The sequence below is a fragment of the Providencia sp. PROV261 genome (assembly GCF_028477945.1).
Classification (GTDB): domain Bacteria; phylum Pseudomonadota; class Gammaproteobacteria; order Enterobacterales; family Enterobacteriaceae; genus Providencia; species Providencia stuartii.
Genome location: NZ_JAMPMC010000005.1, coordinates 30512 through 50664 on the forward strand (window position 1 = coordinate 30512; position 20153 = coordinate 50664).

The 20153-nt window shown below is 41.4% G+C and carries 21 protein-coding genes and 1 other annotated feature; of the genes, 2 read left to right on the forward strand and 19 right to left on the reverse strand.

The genetic code is table 11. The features are described 5' to 3' along the window. The first annotated feature begins 3 nt into the window (after positions 1 to 3). Positions 4 to 1542 (forward strand): sulfatase-like hydrolase/transferase, encoded by a 1539-nt coding sequence (locus PR675_RS02715; RefSeq protein ID WP_060561310.1) that lies wholly within the window; start codon positions 4 to 6, stop codon positions 1540 to 1542. Positions 1543 to 1619: 77 nt separating this feature from the next. On the opposite strand, the gene PR675_RS02720 is transcribed toward PR675_RS02715, so the two are convergent. The 11 genes from PR675_RS02720 to btuC form a co-directional block, all read right to left on the reverse strand. After that, positions 1620 to 2636, reverse strand: coding sequence for a lipoate--protein ligase (locus PR675_RS02720; RefSeq protein ID WP_004919115.1), 1017 nt, complete (start codon positions 2634 to 2636; stop codon positions 1620 to 1622). Positions 2637 to 2711: 75 nt separating this feature from the next. Then, entirely contained in the window at positions 2712 to 3200 is a 489-nt protein-coding gene (locus PR675_RS02725; protein ID WP_014658203.1) for a C40 family peptidase, read from the reverse strand. A gap of 90 nt (positions 3201 to 3290) precedes the next feature. Then, positions 3291 to 3692: a 4-amino-4-deoxy-L-arabinose-phosphoundecaprenol flippase subunit ArnF gene (gene arnF / locus PR675_RS02730; protein WP_004919107.1), complete on the reverse strand. Its 402-nt coding sequence runs from the start codon at positions 3690 to 3692 to the stop codon at positions 3291 to 3293. Continuing rightward, positions 3689 to 4036 (reverse strand): 4-amino-4-deoxy-L-arabinose-phosphoundecaprenol flippase subunit ArnE, encoded by a 348-nt coding sequence (gene arnE, locus PR675_RS02735; protein WP_004919105.1) that lies wholly within the window; start codon positions 4034 to 4036, stop codon positions 3689 to 3691. Before arnE ends, arnF begins: the two co-directional genes overlap by 4 nt. Then, positions 4033 to 5691, reverse strand: coding sequence for a lipid IV(A) 4-amino-4-deoxy-L-arabinosyltransferase (gene arnT, locus PR675_RS02740; RefSeq protein WP_004919103.1), 1659 nt, complete (start codon positions 5689 to 5691; stop codon positions 4033 to 4035). The genes arnE and arnT overlap by 4 nt, the downstream gene beginning before the upstream one ends. Positions 5692 to 5698: 7 nt before the next feature. Next, positions 5699 to 6592 (reverse strand): 4-deoxy-4-formamido-L-arabinose-phosphoundecaprenol deformylase, encoded by an 894-nt coding sequence (gene arnD, locus PR675_RS02745; protein ID WP_060561311.1) that lies wholly within the window; start codon positions 6590 to 6592, stop codon positions 5699 to 5701. Next, the gene (gene arnA / locus PR675_RS02750; RefSeq protein WP_004919101.1) at positions 6592 to 8574 is read right to left on the reverse strand and encodes a bifunctional UDP-4-amino-4-deoxy-L-arabinose formyltransferase/UDP-glucuronic acid oxidase ArnA; all 1983 of its coding nucleotides are present in this window, start codon (positions 8572 to 8574) and stop codon (positions 6592 to 6594) included. The genes arnD and arnA overlap by 1 nt, the downstream gene beginning before the upstream one ends. Beyond that, a complete protein-coding gene (gene arnC / locus PR675_RS02755) occupies positions 8574 to 9566 on the reverse strand; it encodes an undecaprenyl-phosphate 4-deoxy-4-formamido-L-arabinose transferase (RefSeq protein ID WP_004919099.1) in 993 nt (330 codons plus the stop codon). Before arnC ends, arnA begins: the two co-directional genes overlap by 1 nt. Further along, complete coding sequence (arnB, locus tag PR675_RS02760) at positions 9566 to 10711, reverse strand: UDP-4-amino-4-deoxy-L-arabinose aminotransferase (RefSeq protein ID WP_060561312.1); 1146 nt, start codon at positions 10709 to 10711, stop codon at positions 9566 to 9568. The genes arnC and arnB overlap by 1 nt, the downstream gene beginning before the upstream one ends. Positions 10712 to 10843: 132 nt before the next feature. Continuing rightward, the gene (locus PR675_RS02765) at positions 10844 to 11614 is read right to left on the reverse strand and encodes a vitamin B12 ABC transporter ATP-binding protein BtuD (RefSeq protein WP_040133060.1); all 771 of its coding nucleotides are present in this window, start codon (positions 11612 to 11614) and stop codon (positions 10844 to 10846) included. 6 nt (positions 11615 to 11620) lie between these two features. Next, the gene (gene btuC / locus PR675_RS02770) at positions 11621 to 12622 is read right to left on the reverse strand and encodes a vitamin B12 ABC transporter permease BtuC (RefSeq protein ID WP_060561313.1); all 1002 of its coding nucleotides are present in this window, start codon (positions 12620 to 12622) and stop codon (positions 11621 to 11623) included. 121 nt (positions 12623 to 12743) lie between these two features. Between btuC and PR675_RS02775 the strand changes: the two genes are divergently transcribed. Further along, a complete protein-coding gene (locus PR675_RS02775; RefSeq protein ID WP_060561314.1) occupies positions 12744 to 13760 on the forward strand; it encodes a RhoGAP domain-containing protein in 1017 nt (338 codons plus the stop codon). A gap of 248 nt (positions 13761 to 14008) precedes the next feature. On the opposite strand, the gene ihfA is transcribed toward PR675_RS02775, so the two are convergent. From ihfA to infC (PR675_RS02810), 8 genes are all read right to left on the reverse strand, one after another. After that, positions 14009 to 14305, reverse strand: coding sequence for an integration host factor subunit alpha (ihfA, locus tag PR675_RS02780; RefSeq protein ID WP_004919089.1), 297 nt, complete (start codon positions 14303 to 14305; stop codon positions 14009 to 14011). 4 nt (positions 14306 to 14309) lie between these two features. Then, positions 14310 to 16697 carry a phenylalanine--tRNA ligase subunit beta gene (gene pheT / locus PR675_RS02785; RefSeq protein WP_004919087.1) on the reverse strand — a complete coding sequence of 796 codons (2388 nt, stop codon included), beginning with the start codon at positions 16695 to 16697 and terminating at the stop codon, positions 14310 to 14312. A gap of 14 nt (positions 16698 to 16711) precedes the next feature. Further along, complete coding sequence (pheS, locus tag PR675_RS02790; RefSeq protein WP_014658197.1) at positions 16712 to 17695, reverse strand: phenylalanine--tRNA ligase subunit alpha; 984 nt, start codon at positions 17693 to 17695, stop codon at positions 16712 to 16714. A 123-nt stretch (positions 17696 to 17818) separates the two neighbouring features. Beyond that, positions 17819 to 17943: a sequence feature (Phe leader region), on the reverse strand. Further along, positions 17893 to 17937 (reverse strand): pheST operon leader peptide PheM, encoded by a 45-nt coding sequence (pheM, locus tag PR675_RS20970; protein ID WP_120752679.1) that lies wholly within the window; start codon positions 17935 to 17937, stop codon positions 17893 to 17895. Its footprint overlaps the feature before it by 45 nt. An 89-nt stretch (positions 17944 to 18032) precedes the next feature. Beyond that, positions 18033 to 18389, reverse strand: a complete 357-nt coding sequence (rplT, locus tag PR675_RS02795) for a 50S ribosomal protein L20 (RefSeq protein ID WP_004263714.1) — start codon at positions 18387 to 18389, stop codon at positions 18033 to 18035. A 42-nt stretch (positions 18390 to 18431) separates the two neighbouring features. Continuing rightward, positions 18432 to 18629: a 50S ribosomal protein L35 gene (rpmI, locus tag PR675_RS02800; RefSeq protein ID WP_004263702.1), complete on the reverse strand. Its 198-nt coding sequence runs from the start codon at positions 18627 to 18629 to the stop codon at positions 18432 to 18434. 94 nt (positions 18630 to 18723) lie between these two features. Beyond that, positions 18724 to 19263, reverse strand: coding sequence for a translation initiation factor IF-3 (infC, locus tag PR675_RS02805; RefSeq protein ID WP_036943861.1), 540 nt, complete (start codon positions 19261 to 19263; stop codon positions 18724 to 18726). Between the two features lie 347 nt (positions 19264 to 19610). Continuing rightward, positions 19611 to 20150, reverse strand: coding sequence for a translation initiation factor IF-3 (infC, locus tag PR675_RS02810; RefSeq protein ID WP_071599650.1), 540 nt, complete (start codon positions 20148 to 20150; stop codon positions 19611 to 19613). Positions 20151 to 20153 lie beyond the last annotated feature (3 nt).

The window sequence follows — 20153 nt, forward strand, 5'->3', positions numbered from 1 at the left end:
AGAATGCAAAATAAAATCTTAAAAATAAAACACTATTTTGTATACATTATACCACTCATCATTCTTATCGTTTCATCAAAATTAATGTTGAAAGGTTCTGGGTATGCTCATCCAACTCCGAGAGACATTACGCTCGTCTGTGCTCTTTATATTATCCTTTACGCTTCAAAAAAAGCTTATTATTGGATAGGTGTACCAATAGCAATATTGTATGCTATTTATACGCCTATTGGACTGACCTTTGATAAACCAACCTACCAATATTTTGCTTCGGTTATTGCAACTGATGCTATTGAAGGCATTGAGTTTTTCACACAAATTCCATTTACTCATTATCTTTATGCCGTCCTCATTATTGTTGGAATATTCGCCTTCCAAAAATTATGTACAAAATTAAATATTAATTATTATCGAAACAAAACACTGATGATAATTCTGGTGATAATTGCCTTGATTAATCAATCGCCATTTGATTATTTCTACAATATTTATGAATCCGTATCTAAGGTTAAGGGTGAAGTTAGCGCACTACATGATTTTACCAAACCCAGCGAATGGGGAAAATCAACGTTAAATAACAACAGCCGTTATGATGACTATGTATTAGTGATCGGAGAGAGTGTTCGCCGTGATTATATGGGTGTCTATGGATACCCTATAAATAACACCCCCTTCTTAAGCCGTGTGAACAGTACCATTATTGATGGGTTAAACAGTGCTGGAAATAACACTATTGGCTCATTAAGATTAATGTTAACACAGTCAGATAAAGAAAAATTAGAACCTAATTATGGCTTAAATCTAGTTGGACTCGCCAAATCAGCCGGTTTCAAAACATACTGGATATCGAATCAAGGTTATATCGGTAAACACGACACTCCAATTACCTTTATAGCAAAGCATGCTGATGTGAAAAAATTCAATAAACTCGGTGCCTTCAATTCTAATGATGAAAGTGATTTTTCCCTTATTCCTATCTTTCAAAAAGAATTAAATGCCCCTATCCAAAAGAAACAGAAAAGATTATTTATTATACATCTTTATGGTTCACACCCGAACCCATGCGGTAGAATTCAGGATTATGAAAATCATTTTATTACCCAAGATAGGCAATATCATAATATCTCCTGCTATGTTGCAAGCATTAATAAAACAGATGAGATCCTTGAGTCAATTTATTCATTGTTAGAGACGCAATACCAACAAAAAGAACGTAAATTCTCAATGATTTACTTTGCTGATCATGGTCTTTCCCATCAAGAAGAGGGAGACCAAATAAAGCTCCTACACGGAAAAACAAAATATGCGTACCGTGTTCCATTAATCCAGCTCTCTTCCGATCACCAATCAACTCAATATATTGTTGCTAACAAATCTGGGATGATGTTTATTGATGGTATTGCTAATTGGTTAGGCGTTTCTAATCCACTTCTAAATGAAAATTATCATTTATTTAATTCAGAAAATTATATAGAAGATTTTGGTTTGAGTGAAAAAATAGAAGACAAACCGGATGACGCTATTAATATTCATGGTAAATAACGCTTAATGTTACCTACCCCTTACCTATTTTTATTTCGGGTTAGGTAACATTTAAGCAGCATAGAAACAAAGCGTATTTAGCTTAACTCATGCACTAGCCAGCTTTCAAGATCAGATAACTGTTCGGTTAATTCAGGCCATATTTGATGCATTTCTAATATTAATTTACGAATGGTTTCTGTTTGGTAAACTTGATCGGTAAGTTTCTGGCTTAACCATTCTAATGGGGATGGGTCAAGACTGTCCGTAAAAAATTGGCAACGTTTAATAACCCCTTTTTCGATATCAAAATGAAATTCGATACCTCCCCATGGGAAACGTGTATCACTATAATGGGTAAAAGCAGGTGCTTGACCGAAATTCCATTCCCAACTACTTTGCTTCGCAAAAGTTTCACGAAAATGCGGTAAGTCCGGTAATTTCTCAGGTGAGATAAATTCAGCCTCAACGGTTTCACCATAATAATCGAAAAAGCTTTTTACGATACCCTCGCACACTTTTTCATGACTGATATCTGATACCAGTTCACATAAATTCGTGACTCTTGAGCGAACTGAAGTGATCCCTTTAGCCTGTAATTTTTTAGGGTCAGGGTTAAGATAATCTGCAAGCCGATTTAAATCAGAATTGATAAGTAAAGTACCATGATGGAATCCTCTGTCACGGGTTTCTCGGTAAGCAGATCCTGATATTTTCCTTGGCCCATCATCGGTGTTTAATACCAAATCATTGCGACCAGAAACCTCAGCATTGATCCCCACCCTTGCTAAGCCATCCACAATAATTTTTGTCGAAATACTTTTATCATATTCTGGTTTGCCCGCCATGAAGGTAAAACACGTATTGCCGAGATCTTGAAAAACGGCACCGCCCCCGCTACTACGGCGAGCTAAGCGTACATTATCCTCTTCCATACGACGCGTATTACACTCTTTCCATGGGTTCTGTGCTCGCCCAATAACGACCGTGTCAGCGTTACGCCATAAAAACATAACACGTTGATCGGCGGGCATTTGACGAAAAATCGTCTCTTCAACCGCAAGGTTAAACCAAGGGTCGAAAGATTCTGAAATCAGTAAACGTAAGCGAGACATTAAGCTATCCTAGAAACAAAAGTTGCAACTAAGATAGCATAATTGAAGACAAAAATGAGGGGATCACACGGGAAATCAGATACGCCGCGCTTGCCAAAACACTTTTCGCCAATACACATTATCCATTGACGAACGGATCACACCCTTACTGGTCGATGCATGAATAAAGGTATTATCTGTATCATAAATTCCGACATGTAAACCATTTTCACCGGACCCCGTTTTAAAGAAGACGAGATCACCCGGCATCAGATCGGATTTATCAATACGCGTTCCCAATCGTGTTTGATCTATCGTTGTACGCGGCAATTGGATAGCAAAACGGTCGCTAAATGTACGGTAAACAAACCCAGAGCAATCAATACCGCTTTGACTCATCCCACCATAATTATATGGCGTACCATACCATTGTTCTAACTGTTCTTTAAGTTGTGCAATGGTCATTATAGGGTCAGATAATTGCGTTTTTAGTGGCGGTGGTGGCGTTCTTTTTACCGACGTGGAAGAGCAGCCAATCAACACTAATGAAAGCAATAATGGTAGGTGTTGCCATTTTATTATCATGTTGCACCCTTAAATAAACAATCGACACGCTTAATTTATTATCATAGTTGCTCAAATATGAAAAATAAATTATCACGCAACCAAATTATTCTACTTTTGAGATTGTCCTTTTGTTGGACGGCTAATTAACCAAACACCAAGGATAATAAATGCAACGCCCCCTGCTTTTAGCCAAGTCGCGGGTTCATGATACCAAGGTAAAATAACCGCCAATAGATAAACAAATACATAGCTTAAACTAATCAGCGGATAGGCTTTATTAAGCGGGATGGATTTTAGTGCAAACAACCAACATAACATTGATAAGGCATAGCAGACTAACCCCACAAACACTATGCTAAGATTTGCCAGATTTGCGAGTAGCCATTCAGATTGTAACCAATGCCATCCTAATGTAAACGAAGGCAACCCCACTACACCTGCTTTTAAGCTTAATTGTGCAATGGTGACTAATAGCGCACTTCCTATTACCCAAAAATAGCCTTTGTTCATCCGCTTATACTCATCAAGAAAATACCAAACATAATTGCCGCCACACCTAACCAATGATTAAGCCCTGTCTGCTCATGGTAGACAAACTGACCAATCAAAGTAACCAACACAAAATTAATACTAAGCATTGGATACGCAATGCTAAGCGGCATGCTTTCGAGCAATTTAAGCCAAAACAGCATACCTAACCCAAGCATTAGCAATGCCAGCACCAGCCAACGAATGGCTGATGCCGTTTTATTATGTTTATCACCCTGCCAGCATACCACCGCTTGCTTTTGCGCTATTTGCCCAAGGCAAGTGAGTACACTAACTAAAAGCAGTAATAATAATTGAGCAATCATTGTTTGTGATACACCACTATCGCAATTCGCGAATTACTGATCACCTCATCTGGCTTAGGAATATCCGGTAATCCTTCTTTACGTCCAAGTAAGAAAACCACTGTCACTTGGCCTTCTTGGCGAGCTTTTGCCAACCAAGCCGCAAATTGATCAGGCTTCACTAAACGGTGTTGGCTATCCGGGTATTCCAAACCATAAGTCAGCTCACCGCTGCTATTATACAGGTAGATATTAGCGTTTTTCGTTTCCCACGCTAACCCGGCTGCAATGCCCACATTACTCGCCATAAGATATTTGCTATCCATCAACAAGTCATGGTTTTGGTGGATAAAGCTCTGTGGCAGTTTGGAATTTATCGTGTTATTTGGCAATGCACTACCGATACACAGGCTCACCGCCAACGAGCAAGAGGCGGCCCATAGCCAATATTTGGCATTTAACACGGTACATAGGTAACCGATGATACCCCAAATCGAAAAAGCAACGATACCAAGAACCATTTTTGACCATTCGTCGGCTTCGTATAACGGACGCTTAATCACCGTACTGACAACAATGACAGCGATTACGGCGAGCACCCCAATCGCAACGTTGATCATGCCATTGGCCTTTAATGCTTTCATCTTCCCACTGCGTACACAATCCACCCCATATTTAGCCATGAGCAGTGCTAGTGGAGCCATAAATGGCAGCATATATGTTGGCAATTTGCCGCGTGAAATGCTGAAGAAGATCACGGGCACAATAAACCAACAGAGTAAGAAAAACATATCTGGACTTGATTTGCGCTCTCTCCAACCTTTCAGCAAAGAGCCAGGTAATAACCCAACCCAAGGTATACTGCCTAATAAAATAATCGGAATGTAATACCAAAAAGGAGCAATGTGTTGCGCATCATCGGCGGTAAAACGTTTAATGTGCTCTATCCAGAAGAAGTAATTCCAATAGTCAGGCTCCTGTTTAGCGATGGCTAGTGCCCAAGGTAAACTAATGATAACCGCTGATATAATCGCCAATGGCCCATACTTCACCATCTCAAGAAAGCGCTTTTGGTAGATTGTGATAGGTAACATTACAATCACAGGAATGGCAAGCGCAAGGAACCCTTTGGTCATAAAGGCCATCCCACACGCTAAACCAAGACATATCCATGCAGCAAGTTTTTCTTTTACGCCACGCGCCTTCATCGCCCATAGGCAACAATACATACTGGCTGCTATCCAGAGTGATAGCATAGGGTCAAGTACACTATAGGTGCCGACAGCAAATACCAAGAACATCGACACATAAATAAAACTTGCGACATAAGCGACATGGTTGTTACGCCACATCATTTTTGCCATTCGGTAAACAAGTAATGCACTGAGCAAAATACAAAATACCGAACCAAAACGAACTGCAAAGTTAGTATCGCCAAAAATCATTTGGCTAATATTGTTGATCCAATAGCCTGCTACTGGCTTTTCAAAATAGCGTATATCCAGCATATATGGCACGATCCAATCACCGCGTTGTAACATTTCACGGCTGATTTCTGCATATCGTGTTTCGTCAGGTTGCCAGAGTAAACGGCTATTTAACGGTAGCAGATAAGTTAAGATAAAAAAAAGAGCCAGCAGAGAGGCTCCTACTTTGCTCGCTCGATTATTCAACATGCTTATACTATCCCTCTTCTTGGCAGCCAAGCCAACCCTCACGCCCTGGGAATGGCGCTCTCACGACTTTCCCTTTAGGTAAAGTGCTAATGTCTTCTGGCAGCAAATCACTCAATGTACAGAATTGGATTTCTTCTTGGGCAATTCGTTCCAATAATTGTGAAAATTGTTCTGATTTAGACATACCTTCAACTTCAGTATGAATGGTGTAAACGGGAACACCTTGATCCTCTTTTATCGCTTGAAGGATAAAATCATTATAATTTTCATCACTGACAACGGTGCCAACGACTTCATCATAAGTCGGTAATGTGACTGGAATTTGTACCGTGCCTATTGAACCATCACGTAAAATGGGTCTAAATGGATACTTACCGCGACAATCGCTGTTGTAGTTAAAACCAAACTTTTGTTTAACCTCAAGCACACGTTCATCGCCTCGCCAGCCAGCAACTGCCGAACACGTAACAGGCTGACCGATGGCTTGCTGCAAAGCATCAACTCCCAATTTAACCTGCTCCGTTAATTGGGCTTCGCTCCATTTAGCCACTTTGGCTTGCCAACCTTGGTGATCCCAAGCATGCAACCCTACTTCATGACCTGCATCTAGCGTTTGTTTCATCAAATAGCCTAAATCTTTGGCTATTTTTTTACCTGGCCACGCTGTACCCGCCAATAAAATATCTAGCCCATATAGGGAGGCGGCATTTGACCTCAGCATTTTCCACAGGAATTTAGGACGCAAAAGGCGCCATAAATGGCGCCCCATGTTATCGGGTCCTACACTGAAGAAAAAGCTGGCCTGAATGTCATGCTGTTTCAGCACGTTGAGTAGTTGTGGTACACCTTCTAATGTGCCTCGATAGGTATCCACATCAATTCTCAAGCCAACTTTTTTCATTAGTTCTTACCTAATTCTTCTACCGCACCTTGCAAGAAGAAATCCAGTGTCTCTTCAATAGTATCTTTCATATCGATTGTTGGAACCCAATCAAGCAGACGACGTGCATTTTCCACACTTGGTTTACGGTGCTCAACATCTTGATAACCTTTACCATAGTAGCTGCTACTTTCGATTTCACGGAAACCTGCAAACGGAGGGAAATGGCCGCGTAGAGGGTGTTTTTCGAAACTTTCAAGTAACATTTCAGCTAATTGGCGAATGCTTGCTTCGTTTGTTGGGTTACCGATATTGATGATCTGACCGTCGCATTTGCCGTCTTTGTTTTCAATAATACGGAACAGTGCTTCGATACCATCTTTAATATCAGTGAAACAGCGTTTTTGCTCACCACCATCAACCAATTTAATTGGCGAACCTTCAACTAAATTCAAGATTAACTGAGTGATCGCACGAGAGCTACCAATACGTGCTGAGTTCAGGCTATCCAAACGTGGCCCCATCCAGTTAAACGGACGGAATAACGTAAATTTCAAGCCTTCTTTCGCGCCATATGCCCAAATTACTCGGTCTAACAGCTGTTTAGACACAGAGTAGATCCAGCGCTGTTTATTGATAGGACCAACAATCAAACGTGACTCATCTTCATCAAACTCTTTATCATCACACATACCATAAACTTCAGAAGTCGATGGGAAGATAATACGTTTGTTATATTTCACGCAGTAACGCACGATTTTCAGGTTTTCTTCAAAGTCTAATTCAAAGACACGCAGTGGGTTACGGGTATATTCGATTGGTGTTGCAATCGCCACTAATGGCAGAATAACGTCACATTTCTTAATGTGGTATTCGATCCATTCGGTATGAATACTGACGTCACCTTCGATAAAGTGGAAACGTGGGTTACCAATAAAGCGGTCAATCGCCGATGAGCTGATATCCATACCATAGATATCATAATTATCATCTTGCAATAAACGCTCTGTTAAATGGTTACCGATAAAACCGTTAACACCTAAGATCAGAACACGCTTACGACGTTTAATTTGTGCAGTCGGTTTTGGCCCTACACGAACATCAGTCACGATACCCATTTCATTTGCTAGACGGTTGCCTTGCATATATAAACCGGAGTCACCCTGACCACTAACAACTTCAATAGCCCCTTCGCCACAAGCAATACGCAGAGGGTCACTTGATAATACTGTACCCGCGCGTTTACCTTGATTATCATCGAGCACACGTGCACGCCAAATTACCATTTTACGCTCACCTAAATAGGTAAATGCGCCTGGGTATGGCTCAGTAACAGCACGAATTAAGCAATCAATTTCTTTTGCAGAACGGTTCCAGTCGATCAAGCCATCTTGAGCGGTACGACGACCGAAATAGCTTGCTTGGCTCTCATCTTGCGCCACTGTTTTATAGCTACCCGCTTCAATCAATGGCAGTGTTTTATCTAACAGTACTTCAGCCGCTTCACGAACTTTTGCGTGTAACGTTAATGCAGTATCAGTATCGGTGATTGTGACTTTTTCTTGTGCAACAATGTCACCAGCGTCGGCTTTAGTGACCATTTTGTGCAACGTCACGCCTGTTTCTTTCTCGCCGTTCAGCAATGCCCAGTTAATTGGCGCACGACCGCGGTATTTAGGCAGTAAAGAGCCATGCAGGTTAAATGCACCTTTAGGGGCCAATGCCAGCAATTCTTCACTGAGCATATCGCGGTAATAGAATGAGAAAATTACATCAGGTTTTAATTCGCGAATACGTTCAATCCATAGCGGATGGTTTACGTTTTCTGGCGCGTAAACAGGAAGTTCCATGTCCGCGCTGACACGCGCTACTGAAGAGAAAAAGTGGTTTTCGTTAGGATCATCAGTATGAGTAAATACTGCTTGAATATCGAAACCTGCTTTTTTTAGCGCTTTCAGCCCTACACAGCCAATATCATGATAGGCAAAAACAATAGCTTTCATTAGTTTTCTTCCTGGTTTTTGTCAGTCTTAGCCTTAGCACCGACGACTTTTTGAATAAAATAACGGGGTCTCGCGCGCACATCATTATAAATCCTGCCGATATATTCACCAAGCAAGCCCATAGCAACAAATTGTGCACCGATAAACATAAAGAGTATTGCAAACAGTGTGAATACGCCGTCAGCGGCCCATGTTGCACCAAAGAGCAAACGTAATACGATTAACAACACTGCAAGCAAGAAACCGCCTGCTGCAATAATACTCCCAACAACACTTAACAAACGCAAAGGTGCTGTTGTTAAACACGTCAACAGGTCATACATTAAATTAATCAGCTTCATAAAGCTGTATTTAGAATCGCCAAACTCACGTTCAGCATGCGCTACATCAATTTCAATGGTTCTACGAGCAAACGTGTTGGCTAAAATTGGAATAAATGTACTTCTTTCATGGCATTGTAACATCGCATCAATAATATGACGGCGATAAGCACGCAACATACAACCATAATCGCCCATAGAACGACCGGTCGCTTTTGTGATCATCGCATTAATCATTTTAGATGCCGTTTTACGGAACCAAGAATCTTGACGGTTAGCACGACGCGTGCCAACAACATCATAGCCTTGTGCCGCCGTTTGCACTAAGCGAGGGATCTCTTCTGGAGGGTTTTGTAAATCAGCATCCAGTGTAATCACCAAATCACCATCCGCTTGATTGAAACCAGCCATAATTGCAGAATGCTGCCCATAATTACGATTCAAAATAATCGCGATAACATGGTTATCAGGATTTTCTGCTGCCTCAGTCAACATTTTAGCGGAACGGTCACTACTCCCATCATCCACTAAAATCAACTCATACTCTTGCGTAAGTTGTTTACACGCTTTAATTGTACGCTCAAGTAACTGAGGTAGACTTTGCTCTTCATTATAAACAGGGATTACAACAGAGACTTTTTTTATCTCTTCAAATTCATCTACAAATGACACTATTTTGACTCCAAAAGGATTTCATTTATCGCTTTAACAACCCGATCAACATCTGCATCAGACATATCAGGGAAGAGAGGCAGGGAACAAAGGGTCGCGGTGTTCCATTCTGACTCTACGAGTGAGAGCTCTGGGTATTTCTCACGGTAATATTTCTGTGTATGTGCGGCACGGAAATGTAAACCTGTACCGATATCATACGCTTTTAGTTTTTCCATAAAGCTATCACGATCAATACCGCATACACTTTTATCGACACGCACCATAAATAAGTGGTTAGCATGCAAATGTGAATATTCAGGAACTGAAAGCATTTGTAATGGGGAGTCTTTCAGTGCGGCACGATAACGCGCTACCAATTGTGCACGACGTTGATTCATTTCTTCAACACGAGACAACTGAACAACAGCAATCGCTGCATGAATATCAGATAAATTATATTTTAAACCAGGTTCAACCACTTCTGCTTGTGGTTTTCGACCTTGCATTTGTCTATCAAAGGCGTCAACCCCGAGACCATGGAATTTTAAGGTACGAACGCGCTGTGCTAATTCATCATCATCAGTGACGACTAATCCACCTTCCGCACACGTCACATTTTTAATTGCATGAAAAGAGAAAATAGCGGTTCCCTGCTGACCAATCCATTCTTCTTTATAGCGTGTTCCCACCGCATGAGCCGCATCTTCAATCAACGCCACTCCCGCTTTTTGCGCGATAGCACGCAAAGCGTCAAGATCACAAGGAGCACCTGCGTAATGTACAGGAATTATCGCTTTCGTTTTCACAGTAAGCGCTTTTTCTACCGCATCGGGTTGTACCATTAATGTATCACGGTCGACATCAATCATAACGGGTGTCGCGCCTAATAACTCAATCATATTAATGGTGGATACCCATGTCTGCGACGGGGTGATCACCTCATCGCCTGGGCCGATACCCAATGCCATTAAAACAACATGCATACCCGCAGTGGCTGAACTTAGCGCTATTGCATGCTTACAACCATAACGTTCACAAAAATCTTGTTCCAACTGATGGTTCTGAGGCCCTGTCGTAATCCAGCCTGAACGTAGAACTTTCTCTACTGCCTTAACCTCTTCGTCACCGATTGCCGGTTTTGAAAACGGAAGGAAATTGCTCATATAATCTGTAGCCTAATTTTTTATTAAGAAGAGAGTATTCTAGTTAAAGTTACTTTAACCGAACATCAACACCTGAAAACATTTCTTATATCGTAAAGCATAATGAAACCGACGATTAAAACAATTTTTCTGCTACTCGTCAAAACTAATTACTTGCCAAGTTTTCGTTTCGCTATCTGTACTTGAAATAATTTTACTTGCAAATATCTCAGATAAATTAAAGTCAGTCATCACTTGCTCAGGTTTACCTGAAAAAATAATTTCACCTTTTTTTAACATCCATATACGACTTGCATGTCGATATGAATGACTCAAGTTATGCCCACTCATTATAACCGTTCCTTGGCAATCACAAAAATATTTCACCCATTTATCAAGCTTGGATTGTTGAATAATATCTAAATTGTTTGTTGGTTCATCAAATAGAATAAATTTTCCACTTAAATCTTGACGATCCCAAACTTGCAAAAAAGTTGCAATAATACGGACTCGCTGCCATTCACCACCCGAAAGTTGTGTAATAGGTTTCATTAACAAGCACGCTAATTGGAAATCTTCAGTTAATTGGTTAAATAACGCTATTTGATACTCATTTGATGAATAAAACAGCGCCAGATATTGAAAGACTTTTAAAATAGGTTGCGTTGATACTTGCTGAGGAAAATAGGCTCTCTGCTGACGCAAAGCTTGCACCCGATACTCGTTGAGCGCCCGACCATTAATATTTAATTGTCCTTGAAAAGCTAAAAAACCACTCATTCCACTGAACAAAGTACTTTTCCCCGCCCCATTTGCACCAAGTAAATGAATTTGCTCTCCCGCAAACACAGTTTCATTAATATTGATAAGTCGGCTATCAATGGAAAACTGAATTAGCTCAATGATAGGTTGTCTATTCATCATTTTATTTTATCGCCATTGATTGTTACGCGCTAATAGCCAAATAAAGATAGGTGCCCCTAATGTCGCGGTTATCACACCAATAGGTACCTCAGCATTAGCAATCAGTGTGCGTGAAAGCATATCGGCTAATAATAACCCTCCCGCTCCTGTGATAGCACACCCCGGCAATAATGTTCGGTGGTCGGTCAATCCTGCCAACCGTAAAATATGGGGAATGACTAACCCAACGAAACTAATAGCACCCGCAATAGCAACGCTCAAACCAATTAGCACCCCCGTCACGATAATCAGAGCAAGACGCCAGCGATGGTGAGAAAAACCGAGTTGATAAGCTTGCAATGATCCAAGTGATAAGTAATTGAGTGTATTACCTTGGCAAATTGCCCACAATAAAAAAGGAATACAAGCAATGACTAGAGCAAATTGACGCCAATCAATACCGCTAAAGCTTCCCATCATCCAATAGAGGAGTTGACGTAGGTCTAGGCTGCTACTCATATAGACCATCCAAGTCATTATCGCACCACAAATCACACCAAGCGCCACGCCAACTAGCAGTAAGCTCGTGTTATTAAAATGCTTTCGTTTGGCAAAAAACAGCAGTATCGCGGTTAATAATAATGCACCAACAATTGCACCTGAACTTATTAGCCAATACTGAGTTACCCCATGAGAGAGCAAAACAATCAGAACGACGGCGACACCAGCACCATTGCTGATCCCCAATAACCCAGGTTCAGCCAGTGGGTTTTCGAATAAGGCTTGCATGATAGCCCCTGTTACCGCAAGGGCTGCACCAATGGTAATGACTGCCAATAATCGAGGAAAACGAATTTGCCAAATAAATAATTGTGCCGATTCGCTCGCCCATTGGTTAGGCCATAACCCTATTTCGCCGACACTCAAAGCCAAGACACTGACAACGATTAAAAAACAGACCAATACACACAGTAGCCGTATATCGGCGTGCCTCTGACGTTTTTGAAGGGTAAGCAATTGATTATTCATTAAGTAGAAAATGTCTTAAATATTAACAGTATTGCCCAATTATAGCTTTTTGTGCAAGCGATACCAATGCAGCAAATTTATACTGCACATCCATTTTTATTTGAGCATTTGAAGGGACAATATGAAATCGACTTTATCAACATCAACGCCCGACTTCACTTCCACAACTAAAATAACCGATACACCCCTTAAGCCTATCAATCAACCCAAAACAAGCCTCTTTGCTGCATCAATCCAACGAGTGACTAATGTTTTAAAAAAATTTTTAGGGTTACCTTCGCAACACCAACATGAATCTATTGAAATAAAAAACAAAAATATTGATGTATTAAATTACAAAAAATTAAGCGATAGCGATCAAGAAAATGCGCTCCCCCCTTCTCAATACAAAACCCCGGCTGAATTAAACGCAATGCAAATGCGGATAGCGCAACAACAAACAGCAAAACTCATTGAAAAACAGAATATAGATGCTATCAATGAGTATATTGGTATCGCTTATGAAGATCGCCTTAAATACCAGCAAATTAATGAGATTGGTACTGCTATCTTATCTCATCCAAATTACTTACATGAAACAGGACCATTTCGAATATCAGGCAACAAACAGAGAGTTGAAATAATATTAGAGCATCTCGCTAGCAATAAATCTATTGATATCTTTTTTATTCAAAAAAATAACATTGACGTATCTGATCTAACATCAGCATATAAAAGATTAGTTGGCAACGTTTTAGATAGTTCATCGAGTGAACAAAAAACATTATCGACTCTCTTCACAAAATATCATGATGCAATCGGAAACAAAGCTACAGTGAAACGTGCTATTGAAACAAACCCAACATTGGCAACGAGCGAAAATAATATTTTAGCCGTTTCTGATACAAAAATTTTAGACTCACTGCCACCGCTAAAAAAACTGCCATTGATATTGCAAATAGCGGTGCCCCTACTTACCGAAATCAGCCGTCATGCAGAAAAACACCAGATGACCCCAGAAAATTTATCGATCGCCTTTGCCCCGACTCTCGATAGAACCGATTATTCTAAAACGGCGGGAAATCCTCTTGATCAACTCAAACAAATAGGACTTGCACAATTACCTATTAATTATTTTACCGCATTGTTGCAAAGATAAGCGACCGAATATAAATTTTTCCGCCTTAAAATCTATAGCTACCGATACCATAGGTAGCTATTTAAAATATCGATAAATACATCAGTGTGATCAATCCTCAATACCCTCTAAATATTTTCTAGCTGATAGTGTGGAAACCCTATTCTGCATCCAGATAGATAGCATAAAATATATTGAAATAATGCTGTGCCATGAAAAACAAAAGACCGCCTAAACGGCGGTCTTTTACTCGCAATGCAAGTCTACTATCACTCTTTTGGTGTCGCTTTTTCGACGCGGCTCTTCAATTTTTGGCCAGGACGGAAAGTGACAACACGGCGTGCAGTAATTGGAATATCTTCCCCAGTTTTTGGGTTACGACCGGGACGTTGATTTTTATCACGTAAATCAAAGTTACCGAATCCAGATAATTTCACTTGCTCACCATTTTCTAAGGAGAGGCGAACCTCCTCAAAGAAAGATTCCACAAGGTCTTTAGCATCACGTTTGCTAACACCCAGTTTTTCAAACAAATTTTCTGACATTTCAGCTTTAGTAAGCGCCATAGTTTTAGTCCCTCAAGGAGGCTTGGAATCGCTGTTTTAATGCAGCAATACACAGATCAACGGTCGCGGTTATCTCTTCTTCTTCCATGGTACGCGTTGTATCTTGGAAGACGAGACTGATAGCGAGACTCTTATAACCGTCTGCTATCCCTTCACCACAATACACATCAAACAAGTTTATGCCAACTATATGATTTATGCCAACTTTTTTACATTCTGCCAAAACATCTGCGGCGGCAACGTTTTCTGGCACAACAATCGCAATGTCGCGACGGTTCGATGGATAGCGTGAAATCGCCTTCGCATCAGGGATTGCACGGTGTGCTATCGCATCACAACGAACCTCAAATACCACAGTTCGACCATTTAAATCGAGTTTACGTTCTAGTTCTGGATGAACAACACCAATAATACCAATATGTTCATTTTCCAGATAAATCCCAGCACTTTGACCAGGGTGCAATGCCGGATGTACTTCAGGTTTAAATGTAATTTGATTCAGTTTGCCAGTCAATTCCAAAACAGCTTCAAGATCACCTTTTAAATCAAAGAAGTCCACAACTTGTTTATCTAATGACCAATGTTCATCGAATCGGTTACCCGCAATCACGCCAGCCAGCATGGTTTCCTGACGGATTTGATATTCTGCTTGATTATCAGGGATAAAGCGCAAACCTGTCTCAAATAATCGAATTCTATTTTGTTGACGATTTTGATTATAGACTACCGTAGTCAAAAGACCTGTTAAAAGTGACAAACGCATCGCCGACATATCAGCAGAAATTGGGTTTGGTAACACTAATGCTTCCTGCTCTGGGTGAAGCAAAGCTTGCACTTTCGGGTCGACAAAGCTGTAAGTAATTGCTTCTTGGTAGCCTTTATCAACTAACATCGCCTTAATACGCTTAAGCGGCAGATTAGCTTCTTTGTGCTTAGTCATGACTAAATCTGCACGCAGCGGTACATCTGGAATGTTGTTATAACCATAAACCCGTGCAACTTCTTCAACCAGATCTTCTTCGATCTGCATATCGAAACGCCAGCTTGGTGCAACCACATCCCAACGCCCTTCAGAAGCTTTCACTTGGCAACCTAAACGGGTCAAAATATCTGTCACAACATCATCCGCAATCGCATAACCAATCAATCGATCGAGTTTATTGCGAGTCAGAGTAATATGAGCGACTTTCGGTAAATGAGCTGAGCTTGTGACATCAATAATGTCACCAACTTCACCACCACAAATATCCAGAATCAATTGTGTCGCACGTTCAATGGCTTTGAACTGTAATTCAGGATCAACACCACGCTCAAAACGGTGAGAAGCATCAGTGTGCAAACCATAATTACGTGCACGGCCTGTAATCGCTAGTGGATTAAAAAACGCACATTCTAGAAGGATGTTTTTGGTTTCGCTGTTAACACCTGAATGCTCACCACCAAAAATACCCGCAATACCGAGTGGATTTTTCTCATCAGCAATCACTAGCGTATCAGCGTTCAGCGTCGCTTCGCTACCATCTAACAGAACCAGCTTTTCATCTTGTTTTGCCATACGCACCACGATAGCGCCATTTAGGCGATCGAGGTCATAGGCATGCTGAGGTTGACCCAGTTCAAGTAATACATAGTTTGTGATATCAACAACAGCATCGATTGAACGCACGCCACCACGGCGCAATTTCTCTTTCATCCACATTGGGGTTGGTGCAGAGACATCAATATTTTTGATAACTCGACCAAGAAAACGCGGACATGCTTCAGGTGCTTCAACGCGGATTGGGAAGGTATCGGTTGTAGTGGCTTTCACCGCCTCAATCTTAGGCGCTGTCAGTGCTTGTTTATTGATTACAGCCACATCACGTGCTACACCAAGAATGCTTAAACAGTCCGCACGGTTTGGCGTAATGCTAATTTCGATGATGCTGTCATCAAATTTCAAATAATCACGTAAATCAGTACCAATTGGCGCGTCTAATGGCAGCTCAATAATACCGCTATGATCATCAGAAATACCTAACTCAGAGAATGAACAAAGCATCCCTTCTGACGGCTCGCCACGGAGTTTTGCTGCTTTGATTTTAAAATCGCCGGGTAGAACTGCACCAACCGTTGCGACAGCTACTTTCAAGCCTTGACGGCAGTTAGGTGCCCCACACACGATATCAAGCAGGCGATCGCCGCCAACATTGACTTTTGTGACTCGTAGTTTATCTGCATTTGGATGCTGACCACATTCGACCACTTCACCAACGACAACACCTGTAAATTGCCCCGCCACCGGTTCAACACCATCAACTTCCAAACCGGCCATCGTGATTTGTTCGGATAATGCTTCACTGCTAATGGCTGGGTTCACCCATTCACGTAACCAAAGTTCACTGAATTTCATGAGAAAGTCCCGCCTTATTTAAACTGTTTGAGGAAACGAAGATCATTTTCGAAGAATGCGCGCAAATCAGAAACACCGTAGCGCAACATTGTAAGGCGCTCCATTCCCATGCCAAATGCAAAGCCTGAGTAGATTTCTGGATCAATACCCACATTGCGTAGTACATTTGGATGAACCATGCCGCAGCCTAACACTTCTAACCACTTACCATTTTTCCCCATAACATCCACTTCAGCAGAAGGCTCTGTGAATGGGAAATAAGATGGACGGAAGCGGACTTGGACTTCTTCTTCAAAGAAATTATTTAGGAAATCATGCAATGTGCCTTTTAGGTTAGTAAAGCTGATATCTTTATCAACAATCAACCCTTCTGTTTGATGGAACATTGGCGTGTGTGTTTGGTCGTAATCGTTACGGTAAACACGACCAGGTGCGATAATACGGATTGGCGGTTGTTGCCCATTCATGGTACGAATTTGCACACCGGAAGTTTGGGTACGCAGCAAACGCTTCGCATCAAACCAGAAAGTATCATGATCGGCACGAGCTGGGTGGTGGGCAGGAATATTTAATGCATCAAAGTTATGGTAGTCATCTTCGATTTCAGGCCCTGTCTCAACACTAAAGCCTAACTCACCAAAAAACTCTTCAATTCGCTGAATGGTACGGGTAACTGGGTGTAATCCCCCATTTTCCATACGACGCCCAGGTAATGAGACATCAATTTTCTCCGATGCTAAACGTGCATTCAGTATTTCAGCCTGCATGGCTGCTTTACGCATATTCAGTGCATCTTGAACCTGTACTTTGGCTTCATTAATCACAGCCCCTGCTGCTGGACGTTCATCAGCAGGCAGATCACGCAACGTTTTCATCTGTAGTGTGAAGTGGCCACTTTTGCCTAAATATTCAACACGAACTGACTCTAACGTAGCAACATCTTGGGCCTGTTCAATGGCTGCTTTTGCCTGTGCAACCAACTCAGCGAGATGTGGCATTATTTCCCCTTTATGACCTTACGGTCGTTTTGCTAGTTATTCACCGATTTATTAAGTTCTCACTTGCCATTTATTGAATGGATAAGCACTTAACTGATTTTACTGTATTTTTCTTCAATCAAAAACAAAAAAGCCTCCTGACGGAGGCTTTAGCGTAACTTTTCGTTTCTTTTCTTACGCGCGCAAGCCCCCGAAACTCAGGTGCTAAAGTAAAAGAAGAAACGAAAAGCGACGATTTGCATATAATTAATTCACTAAACAGACTGTATTACTTAAGTATTAACATAAAACCACATAAATGAAAAGAGGAAGTCTCCTTCCTCTTTTCAAGCAAACATTAAGCTAAAGCGCCTTTCGCTTTTTCAACTAAAGCAGTGAATGCTGCTTTGTCGAATACGGCGATGTCTGCCAGGATCTTACGGTCGATTTCAATTGAAGCTTTTTTCAAGCCATTGATGAAACGGCTGTAAGACAGACCGTTTTGGCGAGCCGCTGCGTTGATACGCGCGATCCACAGTTGACGGAACTGACGTTTACGTTGACGGCGGTCACGGTAAGCGTATTGACCAGCTTTGATTACCGCCTGAAACGCTACGCGGTAAACACGAGAACGTGCACCATAGTAACCTTTCGCCTGCTTCAGAATTTTTTTGTGACGTGCACGGGCGATTACACCACGTTTTGCGCGAGCCATAGCTATCTCCTATCGTCTTTAATCTTATTAACCAATGTTTACTTATGCGTAAGGCAGGCAGGCAACTACCAGACCCAGATCGCCCTTAGATACCATTCCTTTCGGACGTAAATGGCGTTTACGCTTAGTAGACTTTTTAGTCAGAATGTGACGAAGGTTTGCATGCTTGCGCTTAAAGCCACCGCCTGCAGTTTTTTTAAAGCGCTTTGCTGCGCCACGTACAGTTTTAATCTTTGGCATTTCTTTAATTTCCAACTTCGCATTGTGATAAACTACGAATTAATTAGGCGAATAGCATCTACATTACTGTAAACACAATTACTTGATGGCCTAATTATTTCTTCTTAGGTGCCAGCACCATGATCATCTGACGCCCTTCAATTTTTGAAGGGAATGACTCCACAGACGCCAGCTCATCCAAATCGGACTTAATACGGTTAAGTACATCCATACCGATTTGTTGGTGAGCCATTTCACGACCACGAAAACGCAGTGTAACTTTGGCTTTGTCACCATCTTCGAGAAAGCGAATCAGGTTGCGTAGTTTGACCTGATAATCACCTTCATCTGTACCAGGGCGGAATTTAATTTCCTTCACCTGAACAACTTTTTGCTTCTTCTTCTGTTCTTTTTGAGACTTGCTCTTCTCATAAAGGAATTTGCCGTAATCCATGATACGACAAACTGGCGGTTCGGCATTTGGGCTGATTTCAACAAGGTCTACCCCTGCTTCTTCGGCTTTTTCTAGTGCATCACGCAGGCTCATAATGCCGAGCTGTTCGCCGTCTAAACCGGTTAAACGGACTTCATTCACACGAATTTCATCGTTAATACGATTTGGACGTGCTGTTGGGATTCTTTTTCCGCCTTTAATACTTTATTCCTCCAACTGGATAAAGAGATTTGCTTATATTCTCTAAAGCATACACCCTAGTTACCGTTTAATCTAATAGATTCAATATGTTGATAACTAAAGTGCCATATTCTTTGCCTACGTCACCTCGGGTAATTACCGAATGATAAGGCGATTCGACCGCGGATTTTAATGCTTATTGCCCGATTACTCAAGTAGATAATCAATTTTTTCGCACAAACCCATGTCTTTTCATATTATCAAGCCTATATTCAGCGCATCCAATATAGGTTGTTAGATATTTTCAATGATTGGTTCAACAGGATATAGCACCCGCTTTTATGCGGGTGCTGTTCATAATGATAAACTTACTTTTTCTTTGGTGCTAAGACCATGATCATCTGGCGACCTTCAATTCTTGAAGGGAATGACTCCACAGACGCCAGTTCATCCAGATCGGCTTTAATGCGGTTAAGCACTTCCATACCGATCTGTTGGTGAGCCATTTCACGACCGCGAAAACGCAAGGTAACTTTGGCTTTATCACCATCTTCCAAAAAGCGAATCAGACTACGTAGTTTAACTTGATAGTCGCCTTCATCTGTTCCTGGACGGAATTTAATTTCCTTCACTTGAACAACTTTTTGTTTTTTCTTTTGCTCTTTCTGAGACTTACTCTTCTCATAAAGATATTTGCCGTAATCCATGATCCGGCAAACAGGTGGCTCAGCATTAGGGCTAATTTCAACTAGGTCAACACCAGCCTCTTCCGCTTTCGCAAGTGCTTCACGCACACTCATGACACCGAGTTGCTCACCGTCAAAACCGGTAACTCGAATTTCAGTTGCACGGATTTCTTCGTTAATACGATTTGGACGTGCTGTTGGGAGTTTTTTTCCGCCTTTAATACC